This window comes from uncultured Nisaea sp., assembly GCF_963974195.1.
Lineage (GTDB): Bacteria > Pseudomonadota > Alphaproteobacteria > Thalassobaculales > Thalassobaculaceae > Nisaea.
This window is the reverse complement of record NZ_CAXBDC010000026.1, coordinates 1-17,646: the sequence shown is the minus strand read 5'-3', so window position 1 is coordinate 17,646 and position 17,646 is coordinate 1. Positions and strand designations below refer to the sequence as shown.

Annotated in this window: 15 protein-coding genes; 4 read left to right on the top strand and 11 right to left on the bottom strand. The window is 62.2% G+C overall.

Annotation, left to right across the window (positions count from 1 at the left end):
* Nucleotides 1-6: 6 nt before the first annotated feature.
* The 6 genes from lexA to AAC126_RS07940 all read right to left on the bottom strand — a co-directional run bounded on the left by lexA (nt 7) and on the right by AAC126_RS07940 (nt 5,104).
* A complete protein-coding gene (lexA, locus tag AAC126_RS07965; protein WP_339851914.1) occupies nt 7-774 on the bottom strand; it encodes a transcriptional repressor LexA in 768 nt (255 codons plus the stop codon).
* A gap of 100 nt (nt 775-874) precedes the next feature.
* A complete protein-coding gene (gene glp, locus AAC126_RS07960) occupies nt 875-2,128 on the bottom strand; it encodes a gephyrin-like molybdotransferase Glp (RefSeq protein WP_339851911.1) in 1,254 nt (417 codons plus the stop codon).
* Complete coding sequence (moaC, locus tag AAC126_RS07955; protein ID WP_339851910.1) at nt 2,118-2,594, bottom strand: cyclic pyranopterin monophosphate synthase MoaC; 477 nt, start codon at nt 2,592-2,594, stop codon at nt 2,118-2,120. The genes glp and moaC overlap by 11 nt, the downstream gene beginning before the upstream one ends.
* Nucleotides 2,595-2,626: 32 nt before the next feature.
* Nucleotides 2,627-3,433 (bottom strand): indole-3-glycerol phosphate synthase TrpC, encoded by an 807-nt coding sequence (trpC, locus tag AAC126_RS07950; protein WP_339851909.1) that lies wholly within the window; start codon nt 3,431-3,433, stop codon nt 2,627-2,629.
* Nucleotides 3,426-4,475, bottom strand: coding sequence for an anthranilate phosphoribosyltransferase (gene trpD / locus AAC126_RS07945; protein WP_339851906.1), 1,050 nt, complete (start codon nt 4,473-4,475; stop codon nt 3,426-3,428). The genes trpC and trpD overlap by 8 nt, the downstream gene beginning before the upstream one ends.
* Nucleotides 4,472-5,104, bottom strand: coding sequence for an aminodeoxychorismate/anthranilate synthase component II (locus AAC126_RS07940; protein ID WP_339851903.1), 633 nt, complete (start codon nt 5,102-5,104; stop codon nt 4,472-4,474). The genes trpD and AAC126_RS07940 overlap by 4 nt, the downstream gene beginning before the upstream one ends.
* A gap of 129 nt (nt 5,105-5,233) precedes the next feature.
* Here AAC126_RS07940 and AAC126_RS07935 point away from each other — a divergent pair, with 129 nt between their 5' ends.
* Nucleotides 5,234-6,349, top strand: a complete 1,116-nt coding sequence (locus AAC126_RS07935) for a divergent polysaccharide deacetylase family protein (protein WP_339851901.1) — start codon at nt 5,234-5,236, stop codon at nt 6,347-6,349.
* Nucleotides 6,350-6,370: 21 nt separating this feature from the next.
* Complete coding sequence (locus AAC126_RS07930) at nt 6,371-6,820, top strand: GNAT family N-acetyltransferase (RefSeq protein ID WP_339851899.1); 450 nt, start codon at nt 6,371-6,373, stop codon at nt 6,818-6,820.
* 113 nt (nt 6,821-6,933) lie between these two features.
* Here AAC126_RS07930 and AAC126_RS07925 read toward each other — a convergent pair whose 3' ends face one another.
* Nucleotides 6,934-8,541 carry a gamma-glutamyltransferase gene (locus AAC126_RS07925; RefSeq protein ID WP_339851897.1) on the bottom strand — a complete coding sequence of 536 codons (1,608 nt, stop codon included), beginning with the start codon at nt 8,539-8,541 and terminating at the stop codon, nt 6,934-6,936.
* A 364-nt stretch (nt 8,542-8,905) separates the two neighbouring features.
* Here AAC126_RS07925 and AAC126_RS07920 point away from each other — a divergent pair, with 364 nt between their 5' ends.
* Both AAC126_RS07920 and AAC126_RS07915 read left to right on the top strand, forming a co-directional pair.
* Complete coding sequence (locus AAC126_RS07920) at nt 8,906-10,138, top strand: MFS transporter (RefSeq protein WP_339851895.1); 1,233 nt, start codon at nt 8,906-8,908, stop codon at nt 10,136-10,138.
* A 111-nt stretch (nt 10,139-10,249) separates the two neighbouring features.
* The gene (locus tag AAC126_RS07915) at nt 10,250-10,588 is read left to right on the top strand and encodes a hypothetical protein (protein WP_339851893.1); all 339 of its coding nucleotides are present in this window, start codon (nt 10,250-10,252) and stop codon (nt 10,586-10,588) included.
* 71 nt (nt 10,589-10,659) lie between these two features.
* Here AAC126_RS07915 and ppdK read toward each other — a convergent pair whose 3' ends face one another.
* The 4 genes from ppdK to AAC126_RS07895 all read right to left on the bottom strand — a co-directional run.
* Nucleotides 10,660-13,344, bottom strand: coding sequence for a pyruvate, phosphate dikinase (gene ppdK / locus AAC126_RS07910; RefSeq protein WP_339851890.1), 2,685 nt, complete (start codon nt 13,342-13,344; stop codon nt 10,660-10,662).
* A gap of 198 nt (nt 13,345-13,542) precedes the next feature.
* Nucleotides 13,543-14,364, bottom strand: a complete 822-nt coding sequence (locus AAC126_RS07905) for a universal stress protein (RefSeq protein WP_339851888.1) — start codon at nt 14,362-14,364, stop codon at nt 13,543-13,545.
* A 19-nt stretch (nt 14,365-14,383) separates the two neighbouring features.
* On the bottom strand, nt 14,384-17,164 hold the full coding sequence (gene fdhF / locus AAC126_RS07900) for a formate dehydrogenase subunit alpha (RefSeq protein WP_339851886.1): 2,781 nt from the start codon (nt 17,162-17,164) through the stop codon (nt 14,384-14,386).
* The coding region (locus AAC126_RS07895) for an NADH-ubiquinone oxidoreductase-F iron-sulfur binding region domain-containing protein (protein WP_339851884.1) at nt 17,161-17,646 on the bottom strand (486 nt) is incomplete at its 5' end. The genes AAC126_RS07895 and fdhF, both read right to left, overlap by 4 nt.

Below are 17,646 nucleotides of genomic sequence, written 5' to 3'. Positions count from 1 at the left end.
CCGGCCTCAATATTTCCGCATCAACCCGACGAGACTGCCCTGAATCCGGACCTGATCCGGGCCGAATATCCGCGTCTCGTAATTCGGGTTGGCTGGCTCCAGCGCAATGGCATGGCCGCGCCGGCGGAGCCTTTTCAGCGTGACTTCATGCTCGTCCACGAGGGCAACGACAATACTGCCGTTTTCGGCGGTATCGCCGCGTTTGATGACAACCGTATCGCCATCGAGGATACCGGCATCGACCATGGAATCGCCGGAAACCTCCAGCGCGTAATGCTCCCCCGCCCGGATCATGGAGCCGGGAATGCCGATGCGTGCACTATTGTCCCGCAGTGCTTCGATCGGTGTGCCGGCGGCAATCCGCCCGAGCATGGGAAGATCGATCATCTCTTCGTCAGAATGCGTGGCTTCCGCGGGAGCCTGTCTGGGAACATCTTCGTCATTGCGGGAGGCGCGGGCGAAATTTCCAGGGATGACATTCGGGGTAAAGCCACGGCTGGCCGTACGGTCCAATGCAGCGGGATGCATTGTGTCCGCCTGGGCCGGAACCGTTGCGCTTGAATCGGGTGTGCGCAGTATTTCCAGAGCACGGGCCCTGTGCGGCAGGCGTCGGATGAAGCCGCGCTCTTCCAGTGCGGTGATCAGCCGGTGAATACCTGACTTTGATTTCAGGTCCAGTGCGTCCTTCATCTCGTCGAAAGAAGGGGAGACTCCGTTCTCTTCCAGCCGTTTCTGGATGAATAGCAACAGTTGGTGCTGCTTCTTTGTGAGCATCAGGGACTCCCGCACTGGTTCCGTCAGGAACAAAAGATAAACATTTGCAATGTTCTACTTTGGTTCCTGTTCTGCGTCAAGCCTCTGATCGAGCGGGAGATCAGATTGAAATGGTGCCGATACCAAGGGGAAGAACATCGACTTTGGTGCCGGCAGAGAGCGCCGGGCCGTGTGGCGGGCGGATCAGCAGACAGTTTGCATCGGCCAGCAGGGCCAGCATGGAGCTGTCCTGCCGTTCGAAGATCTCGACCACGGCTTCGCCGTTTTCATCCAGATGATAGGTCGCGCGCAGATAGTCCTGGCGCCGGTCGTTTTCCTTCAGCGGCATGGCGAGGCGCGCTTTCAGAGTGCGGTTGTCCGGCTCTGTCCGGCCGAGCATGGCGGAGATGGCCGGCCGCAGGAATACCGTGCCGCAGACGATGGTGGAAACCGGGTTGCCGGGCAGGCCAAGCAGCGGGGTGTCGCCGATATGGCCAAAAATCAGCGGCTTGCCGGGCCGCATGGCGATCTTCCAGAAATCAAGCTCAAGTCCGCCCGGACCGAATTTGTCGCTGCCGAGTGCGTGACGGACAAGATCGTGCTCGCCAACGGAGGCGCCGCCGGTCGTGATCAGGATATCCGCACCTTTGGCGCCGCGCACCATGGCCTGCAGGCCCTCGACCGTGTCCGGCGCGATGCCGAGAATGGTCGGCTCACCGCCGCAGGCCCTGACCAGTGCCGCCAATGCGTAGCTGTTGGAGCTGACGATCTTGTTCGGTCCTGTCGGATCGCCGGGCCGGATGATCTCGTCGCCGGTCGGCAGGATGGCCACGCGCGGTTTCCGCCGGACCTCGATCCACGGCACGTTCATCGCGGCGGCCATGCCGATATCCCGTGCGGTCAGCACGCGTCCGGTCTTGATCCGGACATCGCCTTCCCGGAAATCGAGGCCGGCCGGGCGCACATAGGCGCCGGTCTTCGTTGCCTCGGTGATTTCGAGAGTGGCCCCGTCAACTTCCGCGCTGGCTTTCACGTCTTCCTGGATGACGATGGTATCGGCGCCGTCGGGCACCGCACCGCCCGTGAAGATGCGGACTGCTTCACCGGGACCGACTGTGCCGTCGAAGATATGTCCGGCGGGGGCGGTGCCGATCCGTTTCAGGCTGGCGCCTGCTGCGGCAACATCCGCACCGCGCACGGCATAGCCGTCCATAGCGGAGACGGCTTCCGGCGGCTGGGTGCGCCGGGCGGCGATATCGGCAGCCGCGGTGCGCCCGTGGGCGTCCGTCAGCGGCACTTCCTCGGCCGGCATGAGCGGCATTGCGGAAAGGATGCGGCTGAGGGCTTCCTCGACCGGCAGCAGATCATTCGCCATGCCAGTCTCCGGATTTGCCGCCTGCCTTGTGAAGGAGGCGGATGTTCTCGAGCTTCATGCCCCGGTCCACGGCCTTGCACATGTCATAGACGGTGAGGGCGGCGACGCTGACGGCGGTCAGCGCCTCCATCTCGACACCGGTGCGGCCCTTCAGCTTGCAGGTAGCGCTGATATCGACGGCATTGCGGTCCGTATCGCAGGTCAGCTCGACCTTGACGGAGGTGAGGGCAAGCGGATGACAGAGAGGGATCAGGTCCGGCGTCTTCTTCGCGCCCATGATGCCGGCAAGCCGGGCAACGGAGAGCACATCACCCTTCTTCACACCGCCATCGACGATCAGTTTCATGGTCTCGGGGGCCATGGTTACCGTACCGGCCGCCGTGGCGGTGCGCTCGGTGATGTCCTTGTCGCCGACATCGACCATGGCGGCATTGCCGCGCTCGTCGAAATGGGTCAGTTCACTCATCGTGTTATCCGTATGCCTAAAGGGCGGGACGCTCAGGCGACCGCCGGTACGGGGTCGCTCAGAAGCATTGCGGTCGCGCGGCGCACATCCTCCTGCCGCATCAGGCTTTCGCCAACCAGGAAGCAGCGTGCGCCAACGGCAGCCATGCGGGCAAGGTCGGACGGCTCATAGAGGCCGCTTTCGGAAATCAGGATCCGGTCCGCCGGAATCCGGGCGGCGAGTTCCTCTGTGGTCGCGATATCCGTCACCATGGTTTTCAGGTTACGGTTATTGACGCCGAGCAGCGGTGATTTCAGCGCGAGGGCCCGGTCCAGCTCCGCGCCGTCATGCACTTCGATCAGCACATCCATACCGAGCTCCATGGCCAGCGCTTCGAGATCGGCCGCTTGTGCGTCCTCGAGGGCGGCCATGATCAGCAGGATGCAGTCGGCGCCAAGCGCACGGGCTTCCCAGACCTGATAGGGGTCGAGCATGAAATCCTTGCGCAGGACCGGCAGCGTCACCGCATTCCGGGCCGCGATCAGGAAATCGTCATGGCCCTGGAAATAGGGCTGGTCCGTCAGAACGGAGAGACAGGTGGCGCCGCCCGCCGCATAGGCTTCGGCAAGCCGTGGCGGGTCGAAATCGGCACGGATCAGGCCTTTGCTGGGCGAGGCTTTCTTGACCTCGGCAATCAGTCCGTAGCCAATCCGGGAGGCCCTTTTGAGGGCGGCTCCGAACCCGCGCGGCGCCGACGCCTCATTGACGTGCGACTTCAGCTTACCGACCGGCCGGATGGCCTTGCAGGAGGCAATATGCTCACGCTTGTCGGCGCAGATCTTGGCGAGAATATCACTCATTTTCGGTTGCCTTGTTGAGCGAGTTGGTCACCGCGACAAGCGCCAGAAGCTTCGCCAGTGCCTTGCCGCTGTCGATCGCCTCGGCGGCCATGGCAACGCCGTCTTTCAGATTGGAGACCTTTTCGGAAACCATCAGGGCGGCGGCGGTATTGAACAGCACCACGTCGCGATAGGGGCCTGTCTGGCCTTCCAGCAGGTCGCGCAGAGCCTTCGCGTTCTCTTCCGGGGCGCCGCCCTTGAGATCTTCCGGCTTTGCCAGCGGCAGTCCCGCATCTTCCGGAGAAATCTCGAAAGAGCGGACCTTGCCGTCCTCCAGTGCGGAGACATAGGTCGGGCCGGTCGTGGTGATTTCATCGAGGCCATCGGAGCCGTGCACGACCCAGGCCCGTTCGGAGCCGAGCTTGCCCAGCACCTGTGCCACCGGCTCCACCCATTCACGGGCGAACACGCCGACGAGCTGGCGCTTCACGAAGGCCGGGTTGGAAAGCGGGCCGAGCAGGTTGAAGATCGTCCGGGTGCCGAGTTCGACGCGCGTGCCGCCGACATGGCGCATGGAGGAATGGTGGCGGGGTGCCATCAGGAAACAGATACCTGCATCGTTGATGGCCTTCTGCACCAGGCTCATGTCGCACTCGTTATTGATGCCGAGCGCGCTCAGCACGTCGGCGGCGCCGGTGCGGGAGGAGAGCGCGCGGTTGCCGTGTTTCGCGACCGGCTGGCCCGTGCCGGCCAGCACAAAGGCACTGGCGGAGGAGATGTTGTAGGTCTTCGCCCCGTCGCCGCCGGTGCCGACCGTGTCCATGGCATCGGCGGGTGCACTGACGCGCAGGGCTTTTGCCCGCATCGCCTTCGCGGCGCCGGTAATCTCCTCGACGGTTTCGCCCCGGACCCGGAGCGCCATCAGGAAGCCGCCCATCTGCGCCGGTGTGGCGTTGCCCGACATGATGATGTCGAACGCTGCCTCGGCCTGCTCTTCCGACAGCGATGCGCCGGTCGCCACGTGCCCGATCAGCGACTTCATGTCCTGGATGTCGCCGCTCATGTTCCGGTTTTCCGCAATTCCGATTCAAGCTGTTCCAGCGGCTTCAACGGCTCGGCATTGACGCCGGAAATCCGCAGGAAGTTCTGCAGCAGCTTGTGGCCATGCTCGGAGGCGATGCTCTCGGGATGGAACTGGACGCCATGGATCGGCAGTTCGCGGTGCTGCAGCCCCATGATCATGCCGTCTTCCGTCTCGGCGGTAATCTCAAGACAATCAGGCAAGCTCGCCCGGTCGACGACCAGAGAGTGATAGCGGGTCGCGTCGAACGGGCTTGGCAGTCCCTGGAACACCCCCTTGTCCGTATGGGTGACCGGACTGATCTTGCCGTGCATCGGCACCGGCCCACGGGTGATCTTGCCACCGAAGGCCTGTCCGATAGACTGCAGCCCGAGGCAAACGCCAAACACGGGAACCTTCCCGGCGGCGCGCTCGATCAGCTCCAGGCAGATGCCGGCACTGTCCGGATCGCGCGGACCGGGCGAAAGCACAATACCCTGCGGGTTCTGCGCCATCACCTCGTCGGTGCTGATCTGGTCATTCCGGTGAACAACCACCTCCACGCCCAGTGACCCGAGAAAGTGCCACAGATTGTAGGTGAAGCTGTCGTAATTGTCGATAAGTATGAACATTTTCAGACTTTTATCGAATTATGTTGATGTAATATCGGAGGCTCTTCTAGTGTTTATAGCAAGCCACCGCGCGAGCGCATAGAGACTGCCCCGGCAGGCCTGGCTTGGCAAACCCTTTTGGACCAGTTCATGGCGCGGAAACGCAAAGATAAAAACAGGATCAGCACACTTGCTCTCGCCGCTGCCGGAGGGGCATTCGTGCTGGCCGTCTTTGGCGTCGGGCTTTGGGCCGGTATGCAGTTCGGGGCGGAGCCATCGGCAGAAATGCCGGCCGGAACGTCTGCGGGCAATGATGCGGCGGACAAATCGCCCGGGTCTGCCCGCCAGGCGGCCGCGCTTCCGGCGCCCGAGCCTGCCGGCCCCAAACCGCTTGATCAGGCCGCACTGGACCGGCTGATTGCCAAGGTCGCGGAGCCGGTGCCGGAAGAGAATACAAAGCCCGTGCCCGCAATCATTCCTCCCATTGAGCCTCCCGTCACGGATCTGGTGCCTTCAAAAACGCCTGCCTGGATCCGGAACTCGGTCGCCTACAAGGCGGAAGCCAGCAAGCCGATGATTGCGCTGGTGATAGACGATGTCGGGATCGACCGGCGCCGCTCGGACGCGGTGGTTGCCCTGCCCGGGCCGCTCACGCTGTCTTTTCTGACTTATGCCCATGATCTGGACAAACAGACCGCGGCCGCGCGGGCCCGAGGGCACGAGCTGATGGTGCATGTGCCGATGCAGCCGAAGAGTGCGGATGCGGATCCCGGCCCGAAGGTGCTCCGGGTGCGGGATACGCCGGTGCAGCTTGCCGAAAAGCTCGAATGGGGACTTTCCAGGTTTGGCGGCTATGTCGGCGTGAATAATCACATGGGCAGCCGTTTCACCACCGACCGGACAGGCATGCAGGCCGTGATGACGGCGCTTGGCGGGCGGGGGCTGTTCTTTCTCGATTCGATGACGGCGCCGGACAGCGCCGGCGTCAGCACGGCACGGGCGGCCGGGGTGCCCGTGCTGACCCGGGATGTCTTCCTGGATAACGAAGATTCCCCGGAGGAGGTTCGCTATCGTCTGGAGCAGGTCGAGAAAATCGCCCTCAGGACCGGTGCCGCCATCGCCATCGGTCACCCGCACGATGCGACAATCACCGTGCTGCGGGACTGGATACCGGATGCGCTATCCCGCGGATTTGCAATCGTTCCGGTTTCCGCGCTTGTCCGCAGGCGGTATCCGGCGCTATGGAAACAGGCAGGACGTTCTTGATCCACCGTAAAGGAGTCGATCATGGTTGATTGGACATTCGAGAGCTTTGAAAGCCTCTCTTGCGCCGATCTCTATGACATCCTGAGGCAGCGTCAGGATATCTTCGTTCTTGAGCAGAAATGTTTTTATCCGGATATCGACGGCAAGGACCATCTGGCGCGCCACCTGATCGGGCGCGCTGAGGATGGTACTTTTCTCGCCTATCTGCGCGTTCTTGGCCCCGGAGATTATTACGACGAGCCAGCGCTTGGCCGGGTGCTGGTGACGCCGGAGGCGCGGGGCAGGGGGCTTGCCCGGAAGCTGATGGAAGAGGGCCATGCCCGCGCCCGCGCGCTCTACGGGGACACGCCGATCAGGCTTAATGCGCAAGCCTATCTCAAGGATTTTTACCTGAGTGTCGGCTACGAAATCATCCGCGGTCCCTATGACGAGGACGGCATCCCGCATTACGAGATGCTGAAGGCGGCCTGAGAGGCATTCAGGGAGCCAGTCGCCTGTCCCGGGAAACCCTTCAAGGTTCCATACTGGGACAGGCGGGAAAGTCTTTTGGGACGACGAGCAGGCCCGCTTACCGGGAGAGATCTTCAGATTGCAACGGCCGCTCCGTCCCGGCGCGAATCCGCAGCACCTGAGAGGGCGCCGCTTTTCGGATCGCGTCGGATCGCATGCATGCCACCGCACTGCATGGAGAAGGGCGTTGTCATCTCGATCTCATGGCCACGCCGTTTCAACTCCGCGATCACCGGCTCCTCCACGCGGGCTTCGAGATTGACCTTGGCTCCGTCCCAAAGCCGGGCGCGCGGCGCGTCGATCGCAGCCTGAAGCTCGAGACCGAAATCGAGATGATGGACCATGGCCTGCGCCTGGGTTTGCAGGATGCCGTAGCTTCCGGGTGTGCCAAGTGCGAGCACGGCCTCGCTGTCCTGGTCGAGCGAGATGGAGGGGGCGAGGCACATCCCGAAACGCTGCCCGCCGACAAGGCGGTTCGGAGAGTCCGGGTGCAGATCGCCCCAGTTCATGAAGTTGTTCATGGTCACGCCCGTTCCCGGAATGACGACACCGGAGCCGAACATGGACCCGAGGCTTTGGGTCAGGCATACGGCGTTGCCGTCGCGGTCCATGGCGGAAAAGGATGTTGTGTGTTCACGCAATTCCGCGCCCCCGGGAAGAGGACCGTCGCCGAATTGCTCCGTGCGCCCGATGATCGGTGCCGGGGCGAGGAGGAGATCGCGTAGCGGCGCGATGTGACGTTCGCCGAGGAGCTCCGCCACCCGTTCCGGACTGCATTTGTTGTTGCGGATGCGGGTTTCCGCCGCCAGGCGGACAGCCCGGAAAACCATATCCAGATGATCCGCCGAAAGATGCTCCCTGGTCCCGATATCAAGACCGTCGAGCAGTTTCATGGTCAGCAGGAATTGAAAGGATTCGGCAGGCGGCGGCGGCACGTGAATGTCGAGCCCCCGGTAATTCGTGACCACCGGGTCTTCCCAGACCGGCGCGACGGCGGCGAGATCGTCTTCGCTCATGCAGCCACCAAGCGCGCGGAGATGCGCGATCATCTTTCGCCCGAGGGGGCCGTCATAGAGATAGGAAGGCCCTTCAGTAGCAATGGCTTCCAGGGTTTCCGCCAGATCGGGCTGCTTCAGGACCGCATTGAGGGTGGCATTGTTGGTTGGATCGACATAGGTCGAGAGCCATTCCGGCTGCATCGCCCTCGGGCGGCTGACCTCCACCATCTCGACAAAGAATGGTGAGACAGGGATGCCTTGCCGCGCATGCTTGATAGCCGGCGCCAGAAGCGTGCTCAACGGGAGTGTGCCGAGTTCTGAGGCAAGCGTGCACCAGCCGGCGAGATTGCCCGGCGTTCCGCTCGCATTCGCCCCGTCCAGGATATCCTGGCTCTTCAGTTTCGCGGCATCGAAGGCGGCCGGCACCGGCGGGTGAAAATCGAGAACGCGGACTTTGCGTTCTTTCGCCGTGAATACTGTTGCGCATCCGAGACCGGCAAGGCCGGACATGAACGGTTCGGCGACGTTGAGAACTGCGGCGGTGGCAACGATGGCATCGAATGCATTGCCACCCGCCTCCAGCATTTTCGCCCCTGCTGCCGAGGCCAGCGGATGGGCGGAAGAGACCATCCCGCCGACCGCACGCACTGTCGGACGGCCATGTGAATAGACGGCGACACCCATCGAAATTCCCCCGTTGAATTAAAGAGAGGCGGGCAGGACACCCGCATCCATTTGTGAGCCGCAGAACGCGACTGGAGCGAGGATGCAGGTGACGGGAGGGATGATCAATCCCAAAGACGCCCCTGCGGCCGGGTGGAGAGGCGAGACCGGGTGCGGAGAGTACGCGAGAAATTGTCCGGCGTGGCGATGAGCTGGCTGTCACAAACGGCATCCCGCATTACGGGATGTTGAAACTGTCCCAAAGTCGCCAGTGGAACATATCTGTTTCCAAACGGGCTTGTTGATTGCTTTCGGGCCCCCGCTTATCTCCCGCCAGTGCTTTCCACAACCGGAAGGCAAACAAAGCAAAAGTCTGGAACCCGTTTTGACGTCGATCCCCCGGTCCGGTTCTGTCGAGGAGCCGTCGATTTCCCCTGGCCTTACCCTGCTGCTGGCATCGGCCTGCGGGTTGATTGCCGCTAATCTTTACTATGCCCAGCCGCTGATCGGGCCGATCAGTGCGTCTCTCGGCATGTCTGTAGAGACTGCGGGAATGATCGTTATGGCAACGCAACTTGGCTACGGCGCGGGGCTGTTGCTGATCGTGCCGCTGGCGGATCTGTTCGAGAACAGAACGCTGATTGTCACCATGGTACTTTTGGTGGCTGCCAGTTTGATCCTGGCAGTGCTGGTGCCGTCGGCTGCCCTGTTCATGGTCTCGGCCCTGGCAATCGGGCTTTGTTCTGTCGCCGTGCAGATCCTGGTGCCCTATGCCGCGCATATGGCGCCGGCGGCGAAGCGGGGGCAGGTCGTCGGCAATGTAATGAGCGGGCTGATGTTCGGCATCATGCTGGCGCGCCCGGTTTCGAGCTTCCTGACAGAATTGATGTCCTGGCAGGCGGTCTATTATCTTTCCTCGGCCGTCATGGTGTTGCTGGCACTGACATTGCGCCGGGTTCTGCCGCAGAGGATTCCGCATCCAAAGCCGCGTTACAGGGATCTGCTGGCCTCCATGCACCGGCTGGTCCTGACACAGCCGATCCTGCGTCGCCGGGCCTTGTATCAGGCGGCGATGTTCGGGGTGTTCAGCCTGTTCTGGACGACAGTACCGCTTTATCTGAGCGGCCCGGCCTTTCGGTTGTCCCACGGCGAGATCGCCTTGTTCGCGCTCGCCGGAGCGGCCGGGGCCGTCGCAGCACCGATCGCCGGACGTATCGCGGACAAGGGATGGAGCAGGCCAGCCACGGCATTTGCCATGCTTCTCGCCTCGGTGAGCTTTCCGATGGTCTTTCTGGCTCCCGAAGGGTCTTCCTGGGCGCTTGGTTTGCTGGTCCTTGGTGCCGTGCTGATTGATTTCGGCGTTTCGGCGAATGTGATAATCGGACAGCGGGCAATCTTCACGCTCGGCGCGGATATCCGGGCCCGTCTGAACGGTCTCTATATGGCGACATTCTTCTTTGGCGGGGCGTTTGGATCGGCAGTAGGCGCCTGGGCTTACGCTGAAGCAGGTTGGTCAGCGGTTGTCTGGGGCGGTGCCATCGCTCCGCTTCTGGCACTGGCTTATTTTGCGACTGAGCACCCGGATCTGATGCGTGAAGCGGCACAGGAAGCCGCCTAGTTCCAGCGTTTCACAGCTATATGCATCGAAAGTGTACCTCGCCCGGCTCACAAAACCGGGTGAGGAAGCGTCCAGACAGTATCCTAACTACGAAAAGAAGGGGGTATTGTCATGAAAGCTTTCTCCATTGCTCTGGTGCTTGGCCTTGTGGGCGTGTGTTTTGCCGGAGCGTCGAATAAAGCCGTCGCGGCCTGTGTCGTCGGCCCGCATGCGGCAGGTCTCCCTGTCGAGCAGGAGGTCTGGCCCAGCCAAACCAGATACGGCGATCTGACAAATGCCTACAACGCCGGAACCTGCACGATAACAACAAGGCTTCATCAGAGCGGCACGCCGTGCCTGAATGGACGAACGAACAACCACATTCAGGTAACCACAGACCAATATACCTATCACGTCTTTGGTTATTATGAGGTGGTCAACGGAAACAGATACCGTTGCGCAACGCGTTAGAAGCCTTTCGCGCGCGCTGAAACGAGAAACGCCGCCTTGAAGGCGGCGTTTCTGTCTTTGGGAAGAGCCGGTCAAGCGTCCTGTTTGCGCTTGTCGTCAGACTCGTCAATGGCCGCCTGTGCCGCCGCGAGCCGTGCGATCGGCACCCGGTAGGGAGAGCAGGAGACGTAGGTCAGACCGACCTCATGGCAGAAGCGGACCGATTGCGGGTCGCCGCCATGCTCGCCGCAGATCCCCATCTTCAGGTCCGGACGGGTTTTCAGGCCTTTTTCGACACCCATGCGGACCAGGGCGCCGACGCCGTCCCGGTCAATGGTGATGAACGGGTCGGCAGGCAACAGGCCGCGCTGCAGGTATTCGTCGATGAAGCTGCCGGCATCGTCACGAGAGAAGCCGAACGTGGTCTGGGTCAGATCGTTGGTGCCAAAGCTGAAGAATTCGGCAGTCTCGGCGATCTCGTCTGCGACGATGCAGGCGCGCGGCAATTCGATCATGGTGCCGACCATATAGTCGAAATCTTCGCCGGTTTCCTCTTTCACCGCATCGGCGATGCGGCGGACGATAACGGCCTGATCGTCCATTTCAGCCTTGGTGCCGACCAGAGGGATCATCACTTCCGGAATGGCCTTGATGCCTTCCTTCTTCACCGCGACAACGGCTTCGAAGATAGCCCGGGCCTGCATCTCGCAGAGCTCCGGATAGGTCACCGCAAGACGGCAGCCGCGATGACCCAGCATCGGGTTGGCTTCGTCCAGCTCCGCTTTCCTGATCTGCAGGGCACGCAGCGAGACACCGGCGGCATCGGCCACGGCCTGCATTTCCTCGTCCGTGTGCGGCAGGAACTCGTTCAGCGGCGGATCAAGCAGGCGGATGGTCGCCGGCAAGCCGTTCATGATGCGGAACAGGGCCGTGAAATCATCGCGCTGATACGGCAGCAGCTTGGTAATGGCCGCGCGCCGTGCTTCCGGATCGCGGGCCAGGATCATCTCGCGCATGTGCACGATCCGCTCCGGATCGAAGAACATGTGCTCGGTCCGTGACAGGCCAATACCTTCGGCGCCGAAATCGACGGCGGTCTGGGCATCCAGCGGGGTTTCCGCATTGGCCCGGACACCGAGGGTACGGAACTCGTCCACCCAGCCCATCAGCTCACCGAAATCGCCGGTCAGCTCAGGCTTGATGGTGGCTACTTCGCCCTTCATCACCTCGCCGGTGGTGCCGTCCAGGGTGATGATGTCGCCTTCGGCGAACTCACGTCCTCCGGCCAGCATCACCTTGTTCTTGCCATCGACCTTGATCTCGCCCGCACCGGAAACGCAGGGCGTGCCCATGCCGCGTGCCACGACAGCCGCGTGGGAGGTCATGCCGCCGCGCGTGGTCAGGATGCCTTCGGCCACGTGCATGCCACCGATATCCTCGGGGCTGGTCTCGTTACGAACCAGGACGACTTTCTTGCCGGCCTTGACCCATTCTTCCGCTTCCTCGGCGGTGAACACGATCTGGCCGCTGGCGGCGCCGGGGGAGGCGGGCAGGCCACGGCCGACCACATCGCGCGTGGCACTCGGGTCCAGGGTCGGATGCAGCAGCTGGTCGAGCTGGGCCGGGTCGATACGGCGTACGGCTTCGCGCTTGTCGATAAGGCCTTCACGCACCAGGTCGCAGGCAATCTTCAGAGCGGCCGCGGCCGTGCGCTTGCCGTTCCGGGTCTGCAGGATCCAGAGCCGGTTCTGCTGAACCGTGAACTCCATGTCCTGCATGTCGCAATAATGGGCTTCCAGCTTGTTCCGGATCGCCACCAGTTCCTTGTAGACGTCCGGCTGGACCTCTTCCATGGAGGCGAGATCCCCGCCGCCTTCCTCGCGCTCGGCGATGGTGAGGGGCTGCGGCGTACGAATGCCGGCGACCACGTCCTCGCCCTGGGCGTTGACCAGGAATTCACCATAGAAGCGGTTGTCGCCGGTCGAGGGATTGCGGGAGAAGCAGACGCCGGTCGAGCAGTCGTCACCCATATTGCCGAACACCATGCTCTGCACGGAAACGGCGGTGCCCCAGGATTCGGGAATGTCATGCAGGCGGCGGTAGGTATTCGCACGCTGGTTCATCCAGGAGCCGAACACGGCGCTGATCGCACCCCAGAGCTGTTCCTTCGGGTCTTCCGGGAAATCCCGGCCCAGGACCTCTTTCACCCGCGCCTTGTATTCGGTGACGATGGTCTTCCAGTCGTCGGCCGTCATTTCCGTATCGAGGCTGTAATCCTTGAGCTCTTTATACTCTTCGAGGATTTCCTCGAAATTGTAATGCTCTACCTCCAGCACGACGTCGCTGTACATCTGGATGAAGCGGCGGAAGCTGTCATAGGCGAAACGCTCGTCGCTGGTTTCGCGGGCGAGGGCGGCGACGGTGGTGTCGTTCAGGCCGAGATTGAGGACTGTGTCCATCATTCCGGGCATGGACGCACGGGCACCGGAACGGACGGAAACCAGAAGCGGTTTTTCGGTGGAGCCGAAGCCGCGTCCGAGAATTTCTTCAACGGCTTTCAGACCGGCTTCCACCTGATCGGCTAGATCGCTCGGATAGGTCCGGCCGTTGGCGTAATAATGCGTGCAGACCTCGGTCGAGATCGTAAAGCCCGGGGGAACAGGCAGCCCGAGATTGGCCATCTCGGCCAAATTAGCGCCCTTGCCACCCAGCAGCTCCCGCAATTTGGCCGAACCGTCGGCCTTGCCTGCTCCGAAATTGTACACCCACTTAGCCAAGATCCGCTCTCCGAGTCATGGTTCCGGTGCCTCGCATCCAGGGCACCCGCGCCCGTGGTATCGGCACCGTTTGGTTGTTGCACCTGCGAAAAGGTCCAACGGGGTCGGATGGTGTTTACTCAAAGAAATGCGTCGTTGAAAGGAAAGAGTCGCGGTCCGGGGCGGAATTTGACTCTTTCGTGACGCGCTTTTTGTGAATCAGTGGGCCATCAGGACCGGTACGGTCAGATTCTCCAGAATATCGCGTGTGGTTCCGCCGAAAATATCCTCACGGATACGGGTCCGGCTATAGGCGCCCATGACCAGGATATCGGGGTCCGTCTTGCCGCAATGGGTCAGGATCGTATTTGCGATGCCGCCGCTATCCGGCAGGACAACCTGGCGGGCATCGATTCCATGGCGCCGGAGATGCCGGAGGATGTCATGGCCGCAATCGGGCGGGGTGTCTTTCGGGACCACGGTAACGATGTCGATCCGGCTTTTGGTCTCCAGAATCTGCATGGCGTCGGTCAGAGCGCGGGCGGCCGGGCGGCTGCCGTCCCAGGCGACAACGGCAAACTCATTGAAGGGTCGGTCTGCATATTTCTTCGGCACGACAATCACGGGCTTGCCGGAGAGCAGCACGATGTCTTCCGGGCGGATTTCCGCCTTCACTCCGTTTGACGCGGTGAATTGGCCGACCAGCAGGATGTCGAAATAACGTGCGCCTTTTGCCAGAACCCGGTTCGGCTCGCCCTGTTCGGCGATCCAGTCTCCCTTGCTGGTGTGGCCGAGGGCCGCCAGTTCCTCGCGGAACTGCGCCTTGATGCCGGAGACGCTGTCCTGCTCCGCCTTTTGCAAGGTTTCAAGGATGCTGTCCGGTATCCATTGGCGGGTCTGGTTATCCAGATTGAGTGGCGGATTTACATGCAATCCGGTGATGGAGGCACCGTATTTGGCAGCCATGCGGACCGCAAGACGGAGCGCAGCATGACTGTTAGCCGTGCCATTATAGGCAACGGCCAGATCCTTTATTGCCATTCATTCCTCCCATGGCCGCTTATTCTGCGGCTTCCACGCTTTCCCGCACGGCTTCGATCTTGGCCGCGCAGAATTTGAACTCCGGAATCTTTCCCATCGGGTCGAGCTGCGGATTGGTCAGCAGGTTGGCAGCGGCCTCCGCGAAACAGAACGGGATGAAAATCATGCCCTCCGGCACGTCCACATCCTGCCGGGCTTTCAGGACGACGGTGCCGCGCCGGGTCGTGACCTGGACATAGTCCCCGGCCAGCACGTCCATCCGTTTCATATCCCAGCGATTGAGACCGGCAATGGCTTCCGGCTCCAGGGCATCCAGCGTCGCGGAGCGCCGGGTCATGCTGCCCGTGTGCCAGTGCTCCAGCAGGCGTCCCGTGGTTAGGATCATCGGATAATCCGCATCCGGCAGTTCAGCCGGTGCCGTGACCTGGGCCGGGACGATCTTCGCCCGGCCGGACTCCGTCGGGAACCGGTCGCCGAAGATGATGTCGTTTCCGGGCTTGTCCGGTGCATTGCAGGGATAGGTAACCGCTTCCTCGCGTTCCAGCCGCTCCCAGGTGATGTTCTTCAGGGAGGGCATGATCTCCGTCATCTCGGTGAAGATGTCGGAGGGGTGCTTGTAGTCCCAGTCCAGCCCGATGCGCTGTGCCAGCTCCTGCACCAGCTCCCAGTCCTGCCGGGCCTGACCCGGGGCGGGAACCACGGGGCGGGCGATCTGCACCTGACGGTTGGTGTTGGTGAAGGTGCCCCATTTCTCCGCATGGGCGGAGGCGGGTAGCACCACGTCCGCATGCCAGGCGGTCTCGGTCAGGAAGATGTCCTGCACCACGAGATGTTCGAGATGGGCCAGTGCCGCGCGGGCGTGGTTCTGGTCCGGATCGGACATGGCCGGGTTTTCGCCGAGGATATACATGGACTTGATTTCGTCGCGCAGGATGGCGTCGATGATCTCGACCACGGTGAGTCCCTTGACCGGCGGCAGGTCCGTTTTCCAGAATTCCTCATAGGCAGAGCGGATACCGGGATCCTCGACGGACTTGTAGTCCGGGAAGACCATCGGGATCATGCCGGCGTCGGAAGCGCCCTGCACATTGTTCTGACCGCGCAGCGGGTGCAGGCCAGCGCCCTTCCGGCCGATCTGGCCGGTGGTCAGGGCCAGCGCGATCAGGCAGCGGGCATTGTCCGTGCCATGGATATGCTGGGAGACACCCATGCCCCAGAAGATCAGCGAGGCGGTGGATGTGGCGTAGAGCCGGGCGACGGAGCGGATGGTCTCGGCGGGAATACCGCAGATCTCTTCCATCTTCTCCGGAGCGAAATCCTTGATGCTGGACTTCAGCGCCTCGAATCCCTCGGTATTCGCGGCGACATACTGAACGTCGTAGAGATTTTCCTCGACGATGGTGTGCAGCATGCCGTTCAGCAGGGCGACGTCGGAGCCGGGCTTGAACTGCAGAACCTTCGTTGCATGGCGGGCGAGACCGTTATTCTGGCCGCGCGGATCCATGATGATCAGCTCCTTGCCCTTCTTGGCAGCGGCTTTCAGGAACGTCGCCGCGACCGGATGGTTCTCCGCCGGGCGGGCACCGATCACGATGATGCAGTCGCTGTCCTCGGCGGCGGTGAAGGGAGCCGTCACGGCGCCGGAATTCAGTCCCTCCATCAGGGCGGCGACCGAGGAAGCGTGGCAGAGCCGGGTGCAGTGATCGACATTGTTGGTGCCGAAACCCTGCCGGATCAGTTTCTGGAAGACATAGGCTTCCTCGTTCGAGCATTTCGCCGAGCCGAAACCGGCAAGCGCATCGCCGCCATCGCGGTCGATCACCTTTTTCAGGCCGGAGGCCGCGCGTTCCAGGGCCTCTTCCCAGGTCGCCTCGCGGAAATATTTCGAGACATCGCCGCGATCGATTTCCATGTCGCCGGCTTTCGGCGCGTCATCGCGCCGGATCAGCGGCACGGTCAGCCGGTCGGGATGATGGATGTAATCGAAGCCGAAGCGGCCTTTGACACAAAGACGGTTGTTGTTGGCCGGGCCGTCCCGTCCGTCGATGTGCAGGATCTTGTCGTCCTTCACATGCACCCGGGTCTGGCAGCCGACACCGCAATAGGGGCAGAGCGTATCGACCACGCGATCGGCGTATTCCGTCCGGCTTCCGGCTTTATCGAGCAGGTTGGCTTCCATCAGCGCGCCGGTCGGGCAGGCCTGAACGCATTCACCGCAGGCAACGCAGGTGGACTCCCCCATGCCTTCGTCGAAATCGAACACTACCTTCGAGCCATGCCCGCGATAAGCCATGCCGATAACATCATTCACCTGGACTTCACGGCAGGCCCGGACGCAGAGATTGCAATTGATGCAGGCATCCAGATTGACCGTGATGGCGGAGTGGCTGATATCCGCTTTCGGTCTTTCGCTTCCGGGGAAGCGGCTGCCGTCCCCGATCTCCATCTGGTCGACCCAGTTCCAGAATTTGGAGTCCGGATCGTGGCTGGTCTCGCGTTCCGGCTGATCGGCGATCAGCAGCTCGAAGACCATGTCGCGGGATTTCTTCGCTCGCTCGCTCGCCGTTTGCACTTTCATGCCCGGCGTCGGGGTGCGGACGCAGGAGGCGGTGAGGGTGCGTTCACCCTCTACCTCGACCATGCAGGCCCGGCAGTTACCGTCGGCCCGATAGTCTTTCTCCGGCTGCCAGCACAGGTGCGGGATCTCGGTGCCGAGGCGGTCCGCCACCTGCCAGATGGTTTCGCCGGACAGTGCTTCGACGGTTTCTCCGTTCAACTCGAAAGAGATGCGATCGCTCATTTCAGGTCTCCCGGGAAATATTTCATCACTGATCGGATCGGGTTGGGCGCTGCCTGGCCAAGCCCGCAGATGGAGGCGTCGGCCATGACCGCGCTGAGTTCTTCAAGAAGGCCTGTGTCCCAACTCGGTTGCTGCATCAGCTTGACGGCCTTCTCGGTGCCGTTACGGCAGGGCGTGCATTGGCCGCAGCTCTCGTCCTCGAAAAACTTGAGAAGGTTAAGGGCGACGTCCTTCATGTCATCCTTGTCGGACAGAATGACAACGGCATGGGAGCCGACGAAGGAGCCGTGCTGCTCAAGCTGGCCGAAATCGAGCGGGATGTCCGCCATGTCTTTCGGCAGGATTCCGCCGGAGGGGCCGCCAGGCAGATAGCCCTTGAAGCTGTGCCCATCAGCCATGCCGCCGGAATGATCCTCGATCAGCTCGCGCGCGGTGGTGCCGGCCGGGACCAGCTTCACGCCCGGGTTCTTCACCCGGCCGGA